The following is a 19,736-nucleotide window of genomic DNA, read 5'->3' as shown; positions in this document are numbered from 1 at the left end:
ACGCTTTATTACGTATATGCTGCACTATTATTCATAAAAATTCTTGACAGCGAAAAAGGCACGTTATGGTACCTGCAGTAAAGAAGCTACCCAAAAAACACAAAATGCTTATTGGCGGCTTGTTGGCAGCAATGATCGGGATAGCCTTGATACCTTCAGAAAAGGCCACTGCCTCTAGAGATCACAAAGATGATGCACTAGAAGTGGGCAAACGCTATGAACTTCCTATCAAGGTGGAAGAACAACAAGAACAAATCACCGAATTAAGCGCTGAGCATACGCCGTCTGAAGAAAAAACGGATGTTGTGAACTATGACTATGTAGATCATAAAGTGAGATCTGGCGACAGTCTCGCTATCTTGTTCAAACGCGCAGGGTACTCTGCACAAACTCTTCACAATCTTGTCAACACCAATGCCGAAACACGTAAGTTGACTAAAATTCACCCAGGTGAAGTTCTTAGCTTTGCCAGTGACGCAGAAGGTAACCTTGCACAGCTCAAATATGTACTGTCTAAAACGGATACACTGTATGTCACACGAAGTGATGACAATAAATACGAAACCCAAATAACCAGCAAAGAAATTGAGACCAGAGAAGCAACAGCAGGCGGAAAAATTCGCTCTTCATTTTGGACGGCAGGTATTTCCGCGGGTTTAACGCAAAGACAAATTATGAACTTTGCAAATATTTTTGGCTGGGATGTGGACTTTGCCAACGATATTCGTGAAGGCGATGCCTTCACACTTGTTTATGAGACGCACTATGTCGATGGCGAAGAGATCGGCAATGGTAAAATTATTGCAGCACAGTTCATCAACCAAGGCGACACATATACCGCAATCAGGCATACCAACGGCGAGTTTTACACACCTGAAGGCCGCAGTATGAAAAAAGCCTTCCTACGCGCCCCTGTAAACTTTAAGTACATTAGTTCTAATTTTAATCCTCGCAGGCTTCACCCAGTTACCAAACAAGTTCGTCCACACAGAGGCATTGACTATGCAGCTAAAGTCGGCACCCCCGTCGTGGCGGCAGGTAATGGAAAGGTGACGAAAGCAGGGTATAACAGACTTAACGGTAACTATGTGTTTATTGAACATGGCAGCCAATACACCACCAAATACCTGCACCTTAACAAAAAGCATGTTAAAACGGGGCAAAGAGTCAAACAAGGCCAGAAAATAGGCACCGTTGGTGCAACTGGTCGAGTAACCGGCCCTCACTTACATTATGAATTTTTGGTAAATGGCAAACATCGCAATCCAAGAACGGTAAAGTTACCAAAATCATTACCATTGCCTAAAACGGAGTTAGCTAAGTTTAAACCGCTCGCCGACAATATGTTGGCACGTCTAGAGCGCAAACGAGAACTGATGCTTGCAATGAATAACTAACAGTTCAGGCATAAAAAAGGCGAGGATTTCCTCGCCTTTTTTATTTATTTACCGACCATTTTCAGATTTAAGAACTGCTCAAGTGCTTGCGGATCTGCTGCCAGAGGCTGAAGTTGCATGCCTAGTTGCATCAAACTTGTCTGCTCAGGGAATTCCATGCTGACTTCAAATGAGTTTAAACCCGCTACAAATGCCTTGATTGCTTCTTTATTCACATCACTGGCAGGCACTGCATTTAACTGAGACGCCAGCATAGCCTGTAACTGGGCATGATCTAGCCCATTTTTTTGCAAAAGCTCATCCACCAATGATTTAAGCTCACCACCATTGCCTAACGAAAACGACAGCGTTCTTGGTTGAAGCGCCTGAATTGCACTCAGCATTTTACTTTGCATTTGCAACTCTGCCTCCAAATCCATTTCGCCCTGTTTGTGCATCTTGTCAATTTCGATCTGTAGGTTCATTGCCTCTTGGCTGTTAGCCATATCGAAATTAAATGCAATATCTAACAAGTTTTGTGCCGACGCAGATAGCTTGACTTCACTATTCCCATTGCTTTCGTCGAAGCTTACCGACGACACAAGGTCATACTTAGCGTTGACGATACGCATTGGCAACGCTGCGGCTTCAGGTGCACTGGCCAGTTCACTTGATAATGATAAACCTTTCACAACAAGCTCTGTAAATGGACTGACCTTGTCCGCTTCATACCCCTCTATTGACATGCTCTCAATATCAATCAACTGCTGCGCAGTCTCCTGAGATTTAAATGAAACACGTTCGATAACAACGGTATTGCTCAGCAAACTATAATCGACATTTTCATAGCTTACATCAAAACCAGTCTGTTCTGAGAACTGCTGAACCTGCTCCGCGATAACATCGTCGGCTCGTTTGTTTGCATACCACTGTGCACCCACTGCACCACTTACCGCTATGGCAACGCCAGCGATGGCCATTTTATTCATATTGCTTCCTTAAAATAGAGCTTGTAATGCATCGTTTAAGCTAGAAACCCCAATGACTTCCATCCCCTCGATGACTTCTTTTGGTTTGTTTGCAACTGGCACAATCGCACGCTTAAAGCCATGCTTTGCCGCTTCTCTTAATCGTTCTTGACCGCTTGGAACAGGGCGAATTTCGCCCCCTAAACCAACTTCACCAAATACGACAAGTTGCTTGTCCAGTGCATAATTTTTAAAACTTGAAACTAACGCGGTGATCAGCGCTAAATCGGCGCTGGTTTCATTGACTTTGACACCACCCACAACATTGACAAACACATCCTGATCGGCAACCTGAAGCCCACCATGACGGTGTAATACCGCCAATAACATTGCCAGTCGGTTTTGTTCCAAGCCGACGGTTACGCGTCTAGGATTTGCAAGTTGCGAATAGTCTACGAGGGCTTGTACTTCAACCAATAATGGGCGCGTTCCTTCCCAAATGACCATCACCAACGACCCTGGCGTTTGTTCTTCACCACGGTTTAAAAATATGGCTGATGGATTGCTAACTTCTTTCAAGCCTTGCCCTGTCATGGCAAATACGCCTAACTCATTGACAGCACCGAAGCGGTTTTTATTTCCTCGCAGTGTTCTAAACCGGCTGTCGCTGCTGCCTTCTAATAAAATTGAACAGTCAATGCAATGCTCTAGTACTTTAGGCCCTGCCAACGTACCATCTTTCGTTACATGACCGACCATGACAATCGCGACTTGGTTTTGTTTTGCAAATCGCGTTAAATAAGCTGCACTCTCTCGTACTTGAGAGACACTACCTGGCGCGGACTGAACGTCCGTCATATGCATAACTTGAATCGAGTCAATGACCATAATTGAAGGCTTCTCTCGAAGCGCCAGCTGGCAAATAGTTTCAACATTGGTCTCAGCCAGTGTTTTCAATTTGTCAGTCGGTAGCCCTAAACGCTTCGCGCGCATTGCGACCTGTTGTAGGGACTCTTCACCCGTTACATATAGCGTTGGCATCGATTGAGCGAGTAAACACATGGTTTGTAGCAGCAAAGTACTTTTACCTGCGCCAGGCTCACCACCAATTAATATCGCACTCCCTGGTACTGCACCACCACCTAAAACGCGGTCAAATTCTTTAAAGCCGGTGGAGAACCGAGGTAAAGATTCAAGATTAACTTCATCTAAAGTCTGTATTTTTGCTTCAACAACCCCAGCATAACCAGTCATGCTCGCACTGCGTGGCGCAGCTTTAACAGAAGGTACACGAAACTCTGTTACCGTGTTCCAGGCTTTACATTCAGAACATTGCCCTTGCCAACGAGCAAATTCCGCTCCACAATCACTACATACAAATGCGGTTTTCTTTTTTCCCATAAAAATCAAGGCATAGTTATTGCTTAAAAGGGAAACCCCATTAAGCTACAAGTTAAATATGTGGCTATACTGACATAAAATTGGCGAAGGCTGAAATAATAACAACGAGAGACTGTCTGCAGACGTAACGCGAAATGCTATGAGTGAAGATAAACTAGAACTACATCAAGATCTTATCAATACCCTTAAGGAAGACTTAGGCGATCCCAATTTTGAGTTTATCTTCAAGCAAAAGACTGCCCAATTAAGTAAACCTGATCAATTTCTTTTAAAAATGGAGATGACACGCCTATCTCAGCCCGTAGCAAGGTTTATTGATTTACGCGGCCAAGTCTCTGGCGAAGTCAAACCTTATGAACACGACGGCAAGCAACATTTTATGGATGATGTTGCAATTAGCGTGTTTGAACGCGAAGTGGCACAGCATGGTGCGTATACAATGGCCGTGTATGAAGCGGTTATGCATACAGAAAACAACTTTAAGGTCATGCAAAAACAAGCACAGGAGCAGGTAGATATAGCGCCTGAAGCTACCTATGACCATGCAGCGCAATTAATACGTTTTGCCTCTTACGAAAGTCGAATAGAAGAACGAATGAACTATTCGATAAAAATCACCGTTGAACTAAAAAGTGGCACCACTGTTCCAGCTAGCACGTCAGACATCTCACTTAGCGGTTCGAAAATTAAGCTCTCAAAAAACTACACCGTCTATCCACGTAACCTCCTGACATTGAGACTGGTTGGCCTAGAGCAAGACTTTGAGCTAGGACTGAAAGAGGGGATCCAGTACGAAGTTGTCGCTGTTGAAGAAACTAACAGTGATTACAATTATGTCAGGTTGAAACGTACTTTTGTCGAAAATAACTCGGGGTTTGACGAATTTCTTGAAAGCTTTATCCATGGTAATAAACGCCGCTACAAAATTAACCTAGATAACACCATGGATGCCGTTGTTTGCAAAGGCTATGAACAATATTACTTGCCAAGAGTAAGTTCATTGTTTGTATTTATAAGCCGTGTCAACAACATGCTTTTACCAAGCATGGTACTCACTAACGAAAACAACGCGTTTATCAATTACTACTTTGAAGACGAGCGGAAAACCTCATGCTTGTATAGTGTCTTCAATAACAAACGACTACAAGCGCTGCTCACGCAAACAAAACCAGTCAAAGATGCTTACTGCTATACATTTACACACTCAAATGGTGGCAAAATTTATTTTTATTCTGCGTTTGATTATGAATTAGAACAAAAACCTGAGCTGAAGAGCTTGTTCTTGGGTTTTGGCAGTGAAAAAGAGAGCTGGCGAGTATTTAAAGTGCAACTTATGCCCAGTCATCATGAAGATGCATTCATTCCGCTTTCTTTACCCAAAAGCGCTGGTAAAAATGTAGAAAAGTTAAATAAGCGTCCTCCTCCTAGAGCACAGGGATTGATAGAGCCAGTACATCATCTCATGATGTTGACGGAAATTACCACGCAAGAGCTACGCAAACATTGCAATGAATTAGCATACCCTCAAGAAAGCATAAACCGCTTAAAAGAGTTTGGTCATGGTAAGGCAAAAACACCACCGCCACTTGAGAAAGTCGCTTTGGAATATGTCAATCTGCGCGCCCACAAGCGCTTCTTGTACCGAACCGGCGTCAAACTTAATATCTCTGAGCAACGCGTTGTCACCGGTAATACTCGTGACTTTTCCATTATGGGTATGCAAATCGAGGTAGAACAACCCAGCGACGTCACCAAAGGAGATTTAGTCACGGTTGATTTACCAGATTTGCAAAAGATAACCAAACAGCATCAATTGTCAGATCTCAAGTATGAAGTCATGGCGGTCAGCAAATCTAAAACCATTATCAACCTCAAGGTAAAACAGTTTACCAACGTCCCTCACACTGCAATCGAGTTTTTTACAGCCCTGATTGACAACAATAAAGACAAACTTCAGCCAAGTGAAGAAGCCCCGAAGATCCCTGGTTTGTCTACTGCGCTGAGAAACATGGTGACCAAAAGCATTTGCCAACTGCCTTTGTATCTCCACAAAAAATCATCACATCTTGAGGTGGGTGCGGTAGGACATGGCTTATATCCATCTCCCCTGCATGCTTTATTGATACCCAAGCTGGTACAACAGAATCATCAAGAGTTGGTATTCCCTGATAGTTTGTTCCCTAACAATTATATCTCGGACATATTGACTGAAAACCTAAGATCGAAGTCGCGCCAGGATAAACCGTTACGATTCACGTTATTTATCCACTTTGACAAGAAAAACTCGGGCGAAGCCAATGGCGGCATAAAATCTCAGTGCATTCCTTTTGGTGAACCAATCGAACCTTTGTTTTTATTTGCAAAAAAAGCATTGAAAAATGGCATTTTATTTATTTGCCATCTCTATGTTTCTAAAACTGGCAGACCAGACATGGACCATTTGTCTAACGAATTACGATATGTCAGCCATTATGCTTTACACAAGGCAAAAGGGCTGGAAGAAGCTTTATGGTCCGTCGCAGGCGTGTGTGATGTCGTCGATGTCACAGATGTTTTATTGCCGGTGTTTGGATTGGATGCACATTTAATTGAACGTATGCAAAATAGAAAATCTGAATGGCTTGGCCAAGTCCATTAAAGCGCCATTCAGACTATTAACTTCGTCTCTTAAACTGGATTTAGTTTAATCCCGCAAAAAGGGTCAATGCAGCCACGATGAAAAGGTAGAACAAAACATTCCGCTTTACGAGGCGCATCATACATGCGGCTTCGTAAGTGCATCCGAAGTACTGTTGTTCTATCTGCTCTGCTGCCAACGCTGTTTCGCTGATCACTTTTCGATTGCAGGTTTTAAAGTCCAATAGATATTTCAGCCAACTGCCTGTACCCTTTGAGAAATTACCGATAATCAAATAACCAAAACCAGCAAGCCTCGCAGGGAACCAATTCAATGCATGGAAGAGAACACCTAAACGCGCGCTGTGCTGAGATAACATGTCTACACAGAGCCGCTGATTTTCAGGTGGCTCCGCATTTGTTTTGTCTTTCAACAGTTCCACCATAGTCCGAGTTGTGGCATATAAAACAGCACCAGGCGCCCCTAAAGCAACAAACCAAAACATCACTGCACAGTAGTGCGTAAAGTTAATCCACGCCAGTGTTTGTCCAAATGTCTCACCGTGAGGTTCGTCCTCAGTTTTGGTTTGACCCATTTGAAATGCATACAATGTTGCGGCTTCATTGTCTCCACGAGCTAACGCATTTAAGTACGCTTTGTATGACCTTCTATAGCTTGCACACCCAAAGCACATCAACAGCACACACACATTAAGCGCCAACTCCCAAATGAAGAAGTCAGAGAAATTATAAAGCAGTGCCACCAAGATTGCTGGCACCACCATCCAAACCATTACACCAATATTAGATTTGGCGATCCAATCCCCTGATAGTTTCTGATATGACCATTTTTGGTAGTGAGCCAAATAATAGTCAATTTGCCAGTAGTCAGAGCGGGCACCCAATCGCTCAATGATAAGTGCCATTAATATTGAGATTAGTATCATTGTTCTTTCTCAGTCGTTGATTCTTGGGATAACGTGTCTAAATAGCGCTGCCAATCGAATGCATCACCAGGGTCTGTTTTTCTACCGGGTGCAATATCGCAGTGGCCCACAATACGCTCAGAGGTAATATTTGGGTAGTGCGTTAATATCGCCTGACTGACTTGGATCAGTGCGTCATATTGTGCATCGGTATAAGGTATATTGTCTGTACCTTCCATTTCTATGCCAATACTAAAGTCATTGCACCGTTCACGCCCTGAAAAATAGGACACACCTGCATGCCATGCTCGTTTTGTAAAAGGCACATATTGAACAACCTGGCCATCTCTACGAATAAAGCAATGTGCAGACACCCTCACGCCCTTGAGAGATTGAAAACTCGGGTGCGCTTCACAGTTGATAGCCCCTAAAAACAAATCGTCCACATACGGCGTACCAAACTCACCTGCCGGTAAAGAAATATTGTGGATCACCAGCAAACTGACATCTTGTTCATTAGGGCGCTCATCACAATGAGGTGACTGCCTTTGAACGGCAAATGGGAGCCATTGATATTGATTTTGCATAAAAAAATAAAATAGTCACTACACCTTTCTTACCTTATCAAGATTTCTCGTAGAGCACTATGGCAATTTTATGTCGCTGAGATTGAGGTGAATTGCAAAGAAAATTGTTTCATTGCACTAATCGAAGTAGAATTTAAGATATAACAAATAAAGATTGATTCTAGCTATGCAACCACAACTTATCTCTCAACTTGTAAAACAAGCCCTCGATGAAGACTTAAACTACCAGTCAGCTGCCGCAGGTGATATTACCGCAGCCTTGATCCCTCAAGCACAAACTGCAAATGCGTATGTCATCACTCGAGAGGACTGTATTTTTTGCGGCAAAGATCTAATTCTCGAGGTGTTTCGTCAAGTGGACCCGAGTGTTGAGGTAAATGTTTTGGCGAATGATGGGGATAGATTGAGCGCGAATTCACGTATTTTTACTGCCAAAGGGTCTGCCCGCGCAATATTAACCGCTGAAAGAACAGCGCTTAACTTTGTACAAACATTATCCGGCACCGCAACAACAACGGCACATTATGTGAAAGCGTTAGAAAACAGCAGTACACAATTACTAGATACCCGAAAAACCATTCCGGGTTTAAGGGCTTTACAAAAATATGCTGTGGCTTGTGGTGGCGGTAAAAATCATCGTATTGGATTGTTTGACGCCTTTTTGATAAAAGAAAACCACATCGCGGCATGTGGTGGCATTGAAAGTGCGGTCAGTCAGGCTAAAAGCAACCACCCAGAAAAACCTGTTGAGGTTGAAGTAGAAAACCTAAATGAGCTGGAACAAGCGCTAAATGCAGGCAGCGATATTATAATGTTGGATAATTTTACCGTTGAGGACATTCAAAACGCCGTTAAACTAACCTCAGGTAGAGCAAAGCTCGAAGTGTCAGGTAATATGACTTTAGAGATTTTGGAGCAATACGCACAAGCTGGCGTCGACTATATTTCTAGTGGAGCCCTAACCAAACATGTACAGAGCATAGATTTGTCGATGCGCTTTGAATAGTATATTTTTGGTTGTAATTAAATTGTAACTAAATGTACATTTAATACATTGACAATTGTTTACAAACGAGATTTAATAAAAAAGAATTAAATTAATGATTTATAATAATTCTTTTGACTTAATCATGGCGGATACGGTGAACAAAGGTTAAGACTGCAAAGGTCACACGTATCGCTCTAAAGTTAACTGGTTTAATAAATCCCTGATGTAAGTGTTAACTAACATCGGGCTTAATATCCCTTAGGAGACACATCATGACGCAAAGACAACAGGGTGGTTTTACCCTTATCGAATTAATGATTGTGATTGCAATCATCGGTATTTTGGCAGCAGTAGCGCTTCCAGCTTATACAGACTACATCAACCGTGCTAAAACTTCTGAAATGCTAGCTGCTTCAAGTATGCCAAAAGCATGTGTTGAAGAAAGAGCACAACTAGGTAGCGCGCCAACAAACTGTGCACAAGGTTTCAGCGCAACTGACCTTGTAACGTCACTTACAATTGATACGAAAGGCCTGATGACTATCACGGGTCAAAACGACCTTGCTGGTATCGTTATGACGCTTACACCAAACAGCGCAGCAAATACTGCTGCAACAGCAACTAACTTTACTGATTCGTTCGCTGTTCATTCATGGACTTGTGCGGCAACAGTTAACCAGAACCAAGTTAACTGGCTTCCAAGCACTTGTACAGCGACAGTTTCTGGTACACCATAAGATACTGATAACACATAATAAAAGAAACTGGGTTATGCCCAGTTTCTTTTTACGTGAATATACTCTATGGCTCTCCCTTCTAAAGACAATACAAACAAAATAGATACATTTGTTTGGGTTGGTGTAAGCGCTCGAGGAAAAAGACTCGAGGGTGAAATGACTGGCACTAGTGTGGCTTTGGTCAAAGCACAGCTCAGAAAACAAGGTATCACGCCTTCCAAGGTTAAGCGCAAACCTAAGCCACTCTTTGGCTTTAAAAGCGTGCAAAAAATTACCCCTAAAGATATTTCAATTGTCACCAGACAAATCGCAACCATGCTGACTGCTGGGGTATCTTTAGTACAGTCACTGGACATGATTGCTTCTGGCGCAAAAAATAAAAGCGTCAGCAAGCTTATTGGCACTATCGCCGATGAAGTCAAGGCTGGCCAACCGCTGGCAAAAAGCTTGCGCGCGCATCCCCGTTATTTCGATGAGCTGTATTGCGATCTTGTCGAGTCTGGGGAACAATCAGGTGCATTAGACCGAATTTTTGATCGCGTCGCGCTGTATAAAGAAAAAGCGGAGGCGTTGAAGTCAAAAATCAAAAAAGCCATGTTCTACCCCATTGCGGTTATCACCGTTGCACTGATCGTGACTTCGATACTGCTTATTTTTGTGGTACCACAATTTGAAGATATCTTCACAGGGTTCGGCGCCGAACTACCTGCTTTCACTCGTTTTGTGATCGGCATCTCTGAATTCATGCAAGAATACTGGTGGATTATGCTCATTGCGATTGGCGCTGCGATATATACCTACAAAGAAATGCTCATTCGGAATGAATCGGTACGCCACACCAATGATAGATTGCTCCTGCAATTTCCGGTCATTGGTGAAATCTTGCGAAAGGCTGCGGTTGCAAGATATGCAAGAACGCTTTCAACCACTTTTGCCGCGGGTGTGCCCTTGGTAGATGCCCTAGATTCAGCGGCAGGCGCATCTGGCAATATCATCTATAAGAATGCCATTTTAGATATTAAAGGCGAAGTCAGCTCTGGTAACCAAATGAACTGGGCAATGCGTAACTCTAAAATATTCCCCGATATGGTAGTTCAAATGGTTGCCATTGGTGAAGAGTCAGGAGCATTGGACAGTATGCTCAGCAAAGTTGCCAGTATTTATGAGCAAGAGGTTGATGATGCCGTAGATGGCTTATCCACTCTACTTGAGCCGATTATCATGGCGGTATTGGGTGTCCTTGTTGGCGGCCTTATCATTGCGATGTACTTACCGATTTTCCAACTCGGTTCTGTCATTTAAACCCCAATCGAAATAATAATAAGAGCGCACATATGCAAGATGTTTGGCATTTCATGCAACAACAATCCTGGTTTTACCTCTTAACCGTTGGACTGGTCAGTCTGTGCATCGGCAGCTTTCTCAATGTTGTGATATATCGACTGCCCAAAATGATGGAAAAAAAATGGCAAGAAGAGAGCCGTATCATTTTAGGTGAAGATAGCGAAAATCAATCCGTTTCGGATGCACCTTTCACCCTAGTGACACCGCGCTCTACCTGCCCCACTTGCAGCACACAAATCAAAGTACACCACAATATTCCCGTATTAAGCTGGCTGCTACTGAAGGGTCGTTGTGCCTATTGTGATGCAGCTATATCTGTGCGCTATCCACTGATTGAAATGCTAACAACCGTTACTTCTTTGTGGGTGGCTTGGCACTTTGGCGCAACACTGCAAGCATTACTTTATATTGTACTCACTTGGGCACTGATCACGCTGATTTTTATCGATATTGACAAAATGCTGTTACCTGACCAGATCACCTTACCGATGCTTTGGTTGGCACTATTGGCAGCCGCTGCCGACATTACCATTGCTCCCGTCGATGCCATTGTCGGGGCGGCAGTAGGATACCTGAGTTTGTGGAGTGTGTATTGGGTCTTTAAGCTTTTGACCGGTAAAGAGGGCATGGGCTATGGCGACTTTAAACTGCTCGCCCTTTTTGGCGCCTTACTCGGTTGGCAATCCATTCTGACGATTGTCTTACTTTCAAGTTTTGTTGGTGCCATCATCGGTAGTATTCAATTAGCCATTCAAGGTAAAGATAAATCAACCCAGATTCCATTTGGGCCCTATTTGGCAATTGCTGGTTGGCTGACGTTATTTTACGGTACAGCCCTGATAGATTGGTATTTAAACTTTTTAGGAGTGTAGTGTTGTCTCAGTGGATACTTGGCCTAACCGGTGGTATCGGCGCGGGAAAAACCGCCGCGACCGATTATTTTCAATCGCTTGGTATTGAAGTCATAGACGCAGATATCGTCGCCAGAGAAGTGGTTATGCCAAATACACCAGGTCTCAACGCCATCAAATCACATTTTGGTCATCATGTGCTCACAGACCATGGCGAGCTCAACCGGGCTAAACTTCGAGAAATTATTTTTAGTGATGAGACGAAAAAGCGCTGGCTCAATGACTTGCTTCACCCCTTGATTCGCACGCAAATTATTACACAACTTGAAGCGGCGCACAGTCATTATTGTATTCTGTGTGCACCGTTACTATTTGAGAACGGTCTGCAGTCATACTGTCAAAAAACACTGCTAATTGATGTCCCCGAGTCAGTACAAATCAAAAGAACGATTGCCCGAGATAAAGTCTCTCAAGCACAGGTAAAAAATATAATTGCAGCGCAAATGAGTCGCGAGGAAAAGCAACAGCTTGCAGACTATATCATTGACAATGATAGAACGCTTGACAAGGTACGAGCTGAGTTATTGTCTTTACACAAGATATTTTTACAAGCCGCAAAAAATTATTAATCCTATTTTCCGAAAAATTAGGTATTATTCATTAGAACAATAAATAATGTGTTCAGTTAAGCAAAATTAAGCAGTTTGACTAATTGTTTGCTACATTTGTGTAAGTTGTTGAAGTATTAAAGGACGTTATGGAACATCACTCTCCGTTACTGAGAAAATTCATTACCTTAGGTAGAATTACTCCTGATCAGATAAAAGCAAAGCATACCGAAGCGACAACGACCGCCGAGTTGATTTGCTTGTGCAGTGGCATGACTGGCCAAGAACTTGCTGAGCAATGCCTTGACCTGTTTCGTGTTCCTTATTTTGATCTTAATGGTTTTGACGTCCAACATGTCCCCAAAGACCTGATAAAAGAAAAGCTGATCAGGCAACACTACCTGTTACCGTTAGTTAAAAAAGATCGTAAGTTATTCATCGCGACGTCAGATCCAACAGACTATGGCGCGTTCGAAAACTTTGAATTTAGTACTGGGTTACAGTGCGAAATCGTCGTTGTAGACCATAAGTTACTTGAACAAAAAATTGATCAACTCTTTGATGACAACTCGGGCCTATCACTGAGTGAAGATGAATTCAAAGAGTTTGCGAGTCTCGACGTTGAGGATGAACCACAATCACAGCAACAAGATGAAGAAAAAGATGATGCTCCCATCATTGTATACATCAATAAAATTTTGATGGATGCAATTAAAAAAGGGGCATCAGACTTACACTTTGAACCTTACGAGAAAAAATATCGTGTGCGCTTTCGTATCGACGGTATTTTACATGAAATGGCCAGCCCACCTAACACACTCGCCAGCCGTTTATCTGCACGCATCAAGGTAATGTCACACCTTGATATTGCGGAAAAAAGGAAACCACAGGACGGCCGTATCAAGCTGAAAATATCCGAGCGCAAGAGTATCGATTTTCGTGTCAGTACCCTGCCGACGATCTGGGGCGAAAAAATTGTAATGCGTATTCTTGATTCCTCTGCAGCAAAGCTAGGGATCGACGTGCTCGGCTATGAACCAGAACAAAAAGAGTTGTATCTAAATGCGCTGGCTCAGCCTCAGGGTATGGTATTAGTCACGGGTCCAACGGGCTCTGGTAAAACCGTCTCTTTGTATACTGGTTTGAATATCTTGAACAAACCCGAGCGGAATATTAGTACGGCCGAAGACCCTGTGGAAATAAACCTAGAAGGTATCAATCAGGTACAGATCAACACGAAAGCGGATATGACTTTTGCCAACGCGCTAAAAGCATTCTTGCGACAAGATCCTGATGTGGTTATGGTAGGTGAGATACGAGACCTTGAAACGGCTGAAATTTCAATCAAGGCTGCACAGACTGGTCACTTAGTACTCAGTACACTTCACACCAACTCAGCACCTGAAACCCTCACACGTTTGTTAAACATGGGGGTACCCGCATACAATGTAGCCAGTTCAGTGAGCTTGATCATCGCCCAGCGTCTAGCACGGCGGTTGTGCCCCAAGTGCAAAGAGCCAGAAAACTTGCCACCAGAAGAGTTATTACGTCAAGGGTTTAGCGAAGAGCAAATCAAAGATCTCACCCTATTTGCTCCCAAAGGCTGTGATCATTGTACCGATGGATACAAAGGGCGAGTTGGTGTTTATGAAGTTGTAAAAATCACACCTGAGATCTCGCAACAAATTATGGCTGGTGCCAATTCATTAGAAATTGCAGAGCTTGCAGGCAAACTCGGCTTCGATAACTTGCGGCTATCTGGCCTCAAGAAAGCGGCATCTGGTGTGACATCACTTGCCGAAATCAACCGTGTCACTAATTTCTAAGCCAAGTTTCCACGGCTGGTATAGTTTACTGTAAACCAGTAAACTATACGCTGATTGATAGATGAGTATTCCATTATGCCTGCTGCTGTAAAGTGCCCCACATGCCAAAAAGAGGTGATCTGGTCAACTCAAAGCCCACATCGCCCCTTTTGTTCTAAACGCTGCCAGTTGATAGATTTAGGCGAGTGGTCAGAAGAGAACAATAAAATATCCACGCAAGTTCAAAGCGCTGATCTAGGACAGCCAGATCCCCAAGCCCTCATTGAGGATATAGAAGCCATGTTGGCTAAAAACGAAGACGACTTCTTCAAATAATGTGATTAACGGTGCTAAGTACTCGCTAACCTAGATGACTTAGCACGCCATATAATGCTTCCAGTCCTTTATGGGCTTCCCAGTCCGTACTATATAAATAATAGTCTACACTCGGTAAATGTTCTTCAATATCAATAAAATCTACCTGATGCTGATATTTTCGACACATTGACTGTGGCACAATGGCCGCCCCCAACCCCGCAGCGACCAGCGATAAAGTCGTTGATTTTGTTTTGACTTCTTGCACCACATTCATCTCGGCTTGCGCTTCATCAAATACTTGCGTAATCGCAGCATGTAACTTAGGTTGAACGTGTTGTGGGTAATGAATGAATGGGCGGCCACTTAGGATACAAATTGATGTCGAAGACATCGTAAGTTGCCATTTTTTCGGACAAGCCAATACATACTTTTCGCTTTTTAAGTGGCGTAATGCTTGATTGGGCATATCAGGGGCGTGCGCACGAATGATCGCGCCATGCAATTGCTGAGTATCACACCGGTTGATAAGTTCAGCACTGCTACCTTCCTCTAAGACTAAGGCTAAGTATGGTTGCTGCACCTGAAATGCAGCAATACCATCCGACATCAGCGCTTCAAAGGCAAGGCTAATACAACCTACTTTTAAAGGCTGATCTCCCCCTTTTTGAGAAGCACTCACACACTCTCCTAACTCTGTATGGGCCGCCAGAACTCGCTTCGCTTTTTCGACAAATAACAGGCCAAATGCAGTCAATGACACGGAGCGCGTTGAACGCTCAAACAAACGCATCCCTAAGTTTTTTTCAATTAACCGGATCTGTTGACTCAATGGAGGCTGAGACATGTGCAGCCTATGTGCTGCGCGACTAAAACTCAGTTCTTCAGCCACAACCACGACATAGTTGAGCTTTTTAATATCTAACCAATTTATATTCATTACATATAAATAAACATTTTTTAATATTTGTTCTTAATTTAGGCCCGATGTAAGTTTAGTGCAAGCCAAATCAGCAGGAGAACAAGAATGAAATACCTGAGCCTCATATTTTTGCTATTTTTGAGTAGCCAACTACGTGCAGAGTTAGTAAAAGTACCTTTTACTTCCAAAGCACTAGAACATAGTCTGATCGGCACGCAAACCACGCGAGAAGTTCATATCTATCTACCAGATGATTATCACACCAGTCAAAAGCGCTATCCCGTTCTGTACTTTTTGGGCGCTTATAGCTGGCCAATAAAATACAGTAGTCATATCGAGAAAATGCTCAATAATCATAAAAAAGCAGGCAATGCGATGGAAATGATTGTAGTGATGCTTGAAGGCAATACGCCACTTAGGGGCAGCTTTTACGTTAACTCCCAAGTTCATGGTAATTTCAGTGACTATGTTCTAGAAGAAATTGTGCCATGGGTAGACAACACTTATCGAACTAAAGCACACGCCAAACATCGTGGTATTGCAGGGTTTTCTATGGGCGGCACTGGCGCGCTGAGATTTGCCGCTCATCACCCAGATGTCTTTAGCCACGTTTACGCGCTAAGTCCGGGTATGTTTGATGAGCAGGGTATGGCTAAATCCTATTTGACTTCAGAGGCAGCCATTAAACGCTACCAAGCATTCAAGCAGAAGCTTGCAACCAGTAAAACACCCCAAAAAGTGATGGCTGAGGAATTTGCGTCTTTTCAGGGTCGAGCGATTTGGGAAAATGGTCAAGACAATAGCTACAGTGCCTACTTATTGGCTTATGCTGGCGCCTTTGCAGGCACGTCAGCACACCCTTTTGGCACACATTTTAGTCAAGATATTGAGCAAAAACCGCTGTGGTATCGCGGGTTTGGTGAGCTTATTTCATTGTATAGCACCCCAGAAGTCGTCCACAAGCTCCGCTCAATTCACATCGACGTAGGTGACAAAGATGACTATATTTGGATAACCGAGGGGGTCCTCGCACTGAAAGAAAAAGCGCAACAACACAAGCTACCGGTGTCTTTTTCGATCTTCCCAGGTGGTCACAGTGATAACGCCCTAACACGCCTTGAACATCAAATGTTCCCTTTCTTTGCAAAGCACTTATAACGCGCTGTTGCTGTGGTGCCATATCACTTGTGGCACCTCACTCACCGATGCTTCATTTCGCACTACTTAACCTCAAAAGTTCGCAAACATTATCAATCCCACCTGCGCTACTTTAGACTTGTCGCCAACAACATAAAAACCTATAAAGGTATTTTCACCCTAAGGTAACCAATCGTATGAAACATAAGGTAAGTACACAAAATCAGTATGAACACCGTTTGCTCAAGGTCATTGATTACATTTATGAGCATGCTGATAAAGAACTCGATGTCAACACACTCGCAGCGGTCGCGTGCATGTCTACTTATCACTTTCATCGTATTTATCGTGAATATGCCGGTGAAACCATCAATCTCACCGTGAGAAGGATGCGTATGTTGAAAGCGGCGACATACCTAATACGCAGTGACTTGAGCCAACAACAGATCGCAAAGCAGGTTTGTTACGGCAGCGTTGAGGCATTTAACCGTGCTTTTCGAAAACATTATGGTGAGACCCCTCAGCAGTATCGGCAATCCCGTGTTGACGCTCAACCAAATGTCACCGTGTTGTATCCTAAGTCTAAAAAGGAGTACCAAACAATGTATTCAGTTAAACAACAGCCTATCAACTCACTTTCATTAATTGGCATTTCACATCAGGGCGATTATATGAAAATCGGACAAGCATTTGAGAAATTATCTTTGATGGCTGGTAAGGCACAGCTGATCGACCAACAAACACGCTACTTCGGGATCTATTTTGATGATCCAGACACCGTGGCGCAAGATAAGCTTAGGTCTATGGCTTGCATTTCAGTGGACGCCGCGTTGCTGCCAGAAGATCACCAATTTGAGCAGATCACAATACCCCAAGGCAACACGGTCAGTATTTTATTTAAAGGTGACTATGCCGAGCTTGAGAAGCCATATAATTGGTTATATGGTGAGTGGCTGCCGCAGAGCCAATTTGAACTCGCCGACTTCCCACCATTCGAAGAGTATTTGAATGACCTTAAAGATACCGCGCCCCAAGAGCTGCTCACCAGAATCACTTTCTTAGTAAAACCCTAAGTTCGTCTATTCCCTGTCGGTGACTTGAACAAGGTCACTGGCAGCAAGCAACTCTTTTGAGTAGATCACCGACCGTAGTTTCGGGTGCAAATCAAAATTGAATGTCCCCTCGTTACGACTTAAAGGAAATGCCTGTTGCTGCAACGTATTTAAATTCAACTTATTTAAATGGACTATCAGACTTTGTCTGTCCGCCCAATATATGGCATTGTCACGCGCAATAATGGTTAATTCAGCAAGCCTTGGCAACTGTACTAACGGCCTTTCATCGCCCGAAGACCGCATTTGTACCAACCAAAAATCATCGCGCAACATAAAAACCCGGCCAGATTCATCTTCAATACGGGCCAAAATATCATCGCTCACTCGCGCCACTTTTTGGGCCTCAAGGCTATAACGCAGCAATTTGTAGCGATGCTGTTCAACGCGTGAAAAATAGATATGCCGACCATCAGCGCTCCAATTGGCATACATTATCTGCTCATCATCCCCCGTAAGCCAAATAAACTTTTGACTTGGAATATCATACATGAACAAGCGCTCTTCTCGTCGACCCAAGAGCTGTTTACCATTGCGGCTTACTTGCAACCCATTAATCGCATCCAGTGTGTCAAAGCGATATAACCGGGTTTTCTTACCTGCATTAACACCTTCAGTGCGCAATTGATACAGGTAGCTGTATCTTGAATCTCGACTTAGGTAGAAAATAGCAGTGCCATCATGGTTATAAATGGGTGACCACTCAACTTGGTCGCTGGCAATTTTGAGCATGGCAGAAGTCATGTCCTTGGCGACAAACGGGTTAGGCATCGAGACAATATCTCTGTAGTTCATGCCATGGCGACGCATTAACAAGCAATCTTGCGCGCACTCACCAAAAACATCATTCAAACCAGGCGTCACTAGAGCTGAGACATTGAGTACACCACTGTCAACATAGAACCTTGCTAACTGGCCTTTAAAACTACTGAGCAGTAAAGAGTTAGGTTGTGTGTGACTCCATACCATATTGGAGGCTTCGAATCCGAGCGGCATTTCATGAATTAGTTTGCCATCCGCTAACGCGAATACTAACAACCGATATTGTCGCAATTGCTGGTTTCTCACGACCGCTAAATACTTACCATCAAAAGACTCTCTTGCCAATATATCGCCACGCCCTTTAGATAAAGGGAAAGTGACTTGGGTGCTCACCTGCTGCGTTAAATGATAACTGAATATCGCCTTGCTACTAGCTTTATAGTACGTGTTGTCACCCGCAACATTGGCATTGTATAAAATAGACTGCCCATTCGCAGACCAACCTAGCAGTGATAAATTTTTATGAGGGATTTCCAAACGACGTTGATGAAGTAATGCACCTTGGTGGTATTGTGCAACGAAAACATGATACCCCTCACCGGTATCTCTTTTAAACAACACTTGCTGGCCATCCGGCGACATCGATATACTGTGATATGCGCCATCATCATAACTTAATCGGTATAACAGGTTTCTGGTTAAATCTTTGGCATATAAAGAAAATGGCTCTCTATTACTGCCTCGATACATAAATACCAACGTATTAGTTTTGGCATTGTATTCACCGCCCATCTCAGATCCTGAGATTCGCGTTAATGGGGTAATCTTAGCCTCGTAATGTGCCCCCCCCTTTGCATCGAAGTGAGCCCCCCCCAGCCAAACCAGCACAATACCAATTAGACAGGCAATGAATAACCACCATCCGTGCAGTGGTCTTCGTTGCGTGATTGACAGGTCCGAGGCCTTTTCCACAACCCCGACAAACTGGTAACCCTGCAAGGGAATAGTTTTGATAAACCGCGGCTCTTTTGCATCATCACCTAACGCGAGACGAACTTTTTTCACTACTCTGCGAATCGCATCATCGCTGACTTGACGATTACACCAAACATGTTCGAGTAACTCTTGGCGACTCACTACTTCACCCGCACGGGAAATCAAATAATTAAGAAAAGCCAAAGGCAAAGGCTCTAAACGTTGCTCACTGTGACTATTCGCCACCCGACCTGTGTTAGCGCAAACTCGATTCTCACCCAGTATCAGTTCGTTAGACATATATTC

Annotated in this window: 17 protein-coding genes; 11 read left to right on the top strand and 6 right to left on the bottom strand. The window is 43.5% G+C overall.

The window, feature by feature from the left end:
* The first annotated feature begins 65 nt into the window (after positions 1-65).
* Positions 66-1,397, top strand: coding sequence for a peptidoglycan DD-metalloendopeptidase family protein (locus L1286_RS04725; protein ID WP_235405759.1), 1,332 nt, complete (start codon positions 66-68; stop codon positions 1,395-1,397).
* Between the two features lie 44 nt (positions 1,398-1,441).
* Here L1286_RS04725 and L1286_RS04720 read toward each other — a convergent pair whose 3' ends face one another.
* Positions 1,442-2,365, bottom strand: a complete 924-nt coding sequence (locus L1286_RS04720) for a hypothetical protein (protein ID WP_235405758.1) — start codon at positions 2,363-2,365, stop codon at positions 1,442-1,444.
* Between the two features lie 9 nt (positions 2,366-2,374).
* Entirely contained in the window at positions 2,375-3,745 is a 1,371-nt protein-coding gene (gene radA, locus L1286_RS04715; protein WP_235405757.1) for a DNA repair protein RadA, read from the bottom strand.
* Positions 3,746-3,884: 139 nt separating this feature from the next.
* Here radA and L1286_RS04710 point away from each other — a divergent pair, with 139 nt between their 5' ends.
* Positions 3,885-6,383: a PilZ domain-containing protein gene (locus tag L1286_RS04710; RefSeq protein ID WP_235405756.1), complete on the top strand. Its 2,499-nt coding sequence runs from the start codon at positions 3,885-3,887 to the stop codon at positions 6,381-6,383.
* A 40-nt stretch (positions 6,384-6,423) separates the two neighbouring features.
* Here the strand turns inward: L1286_RS04710 and ampE are convergent, their stop codons facing one another.
* Positions 6,424-7,308 (bottom strand): beta-lactamase regulator AmpE, encoded by an 885-nt coding sequence (gene ampE, locus L1286_RS04705; RefSeq protein ID WP_235405755.1) that lies wholly within the window; start codon positions 7,306-7,308, stop codon positions 6,424-6,426.
* Positions 7,305-7,874 (bottom strand): 1,6-anhydro-N-acetylmuramyl-L-alanine amidase AmpD, encoded by a 570-nt coding sequence (ampD, locus tag L1286_RS04700; protein ID WP_235405754.1) that lies wholly within the window; start codon positions 7,872-7,874, stop codon positions 7,305-7,307. Before ampD ends, ampE begins: the two co-directional genes overlap by 4 nt.
* A gap of 166 nt (positions 7,875-8,040) precedes the next feature.
* Here ampD and nadC point away from each other — a divergent pair, with 166 nt between their 5' ends.
* The 7 genes from nadC to yacG all read left to right on the top strand — a co-directional run bounded on the left by nadC (position 8,041) and on the right by yacG (position 14,543).
* Positions 8,041-8,880 carry a carboxylating nicotinate-nucleotide diphosphorylase gene (gene nadC, locus L1286_RS04695; RefSeq protein ID WP_235405753.1) on the top strand — a complete coding sequence of 280 codons (840 nt, stop codon included), beginning with the start codon at positions 8,041-8,043 and terminating at the stop codon, positions 8,878-8,880.
* Between the two features lie 254 nt (positions 8,881-9,134).
* The gene (locus L1286_RS04685) at positions 9,135-9,599 is read left to right on the top strand and encodes a pilin (protein ID WP_328284191.1); all 465 of its coding nucleotides are present in this window, start codon (positions 9,135-9,137) and stop codon (positions 9,597-9,599) included.
* 66 nt (positions 9,600-9,665) lie between these two features.
* Positions 9,666-10,901: a type II secretion system F family protein gene (locus L1286_RS04680; RefSeq protein WP_235405752.1), complete on the top strand. Its 1,236-nt coding sequence runs from the start codon at positions 9,666-9,668 to the stop codon at positions 10,899-10,901.
* Between the two features lie 32 nt (positions 10,902-10,933).
* A complete protein-coding gene (locus tag L1286_RS04675) occupies positions 10,934-11,815 on the top strand; it encodes a prepilin peptidase (protein ID WP_235405751.1) in 882 nt (293 codons plus the stop codon).
* 2 nt (positions 11,816-11,817) lie between these two features.
* Positions 11,818-12,423: a dephospho-CoA kinase gene (gene coaE / locus L1286_RS04670; protein ID WP_235405750.1), complete on the top strand. Its 606-nt coding sequence runs from the start codon at positions 11,818-11,820 to the stop codon at positions 12,421-12,423.
* 128 nt (positions 12,424-12,551) lie between these two features.
* Complete coding sequence (gene pilB / locus L1286_RS04665) at positions 12,552-14,228, top strand: type IV-A pilus assembly ATPase PilB (protein WP_235405749.1); 1,677 nt, start codon at positions 12,552-12,554, stop codon at positions 14,226-14,228.
* 75 nt (positions 14,229-14,303) lie between these two features.
* Positions 14,304-14,543 (top strand): DNA gyrase inhibitor YacG, encoded by a 240-nt coding sequence (gene yacG, locus L1286_RS04660; protein WP_235405748.1) that lies wholly within the window; start codon positions 14,304-14,306, stop codon positions 14,541-14,543.
* A 25-nt stretch (positions 14,544-14,568) separates the two neighbouring features.
* Here yacG and L1286_RS04655 read toward each other — a convergent pair whose 3' ends face one another.
* Positions 14,569-15,462, bottom strand: a complete 894-nt coding sequence (locus L1286_RS04655) for a LysR family transcriptional regulator (RefSeq protein WP_235405747.1) — start codon at positions 15,460-15,462, stop codon at positions 14,569-14,571.
* A gap of 87 nt (positions 15,463-15,549) precedes the next feature.
* On the opposite strand from L1286_RS04655, the gene L1286_RS04650 reads away from it, so the two are divergent.
* Together L1286_RS04650 and L1286_RS04645 are read left to right on the top strand one after the other, a co-directional pair.
* A complete protein-coding gene (locus tag L1286_RS04650) occupies positions 15,550-16,602 on the top strand; it encodes an alpha/beta hydrolase (RefSeq protein ID WP_235405746.1) in 1,053 nt (350 codons plus the stop codon).
* A gap of 176 nt (positions 16,603-16,778) precedes the next feature.
* The gene (locus tag L1286_RS04645; RefSeq protein ID WP_235405745.1) at positions 16,779-17,654 is read left to right on the top strand and encodes an AraC family transcriptional regulator; all 876 of its coding nucleotides are present in this window, start codon (positions 16,779-16,781) and stop codon (positions 17,652-17,654) included.
* Between the two features lie 6 nt (positions 17,655-17,660).
* Here L1286_RS04645 and L1286_RS04640 read toward each other — a convergent pair whose 3' ends face one another.
* Positions 17,661-19,730 (bottom strand): winged helix-turn-helix domain-containing protein, encoded by a 2,070-nt coding sequence (locus tag L1286_RS04640; protein WP_235405744.1) that lies wholly within the window; start codon positions 19,728-19,730, stop codon positions 17,661-17,663.
* Positions 19,731-19,736: the final 6 nt, after the last annotated feature.

The sequence above is a fragment of the Pseudoalteromonas sp. SMS1 genome (assembly GCF_021530565.1).
In the GTDB taxonomy this organism is placed as follows: domain Bacteria; phylum Pseudomonadota; class Gammaproteobacteria; order Enterobacterales; family Alteromonadaceae; genus Pseudoalteromonas.
The sequence above is the reverse complement of the archived record's forward strand: the minus strand, read 5'-3'. Positions and strand labels throughout refer to the sequence as shown.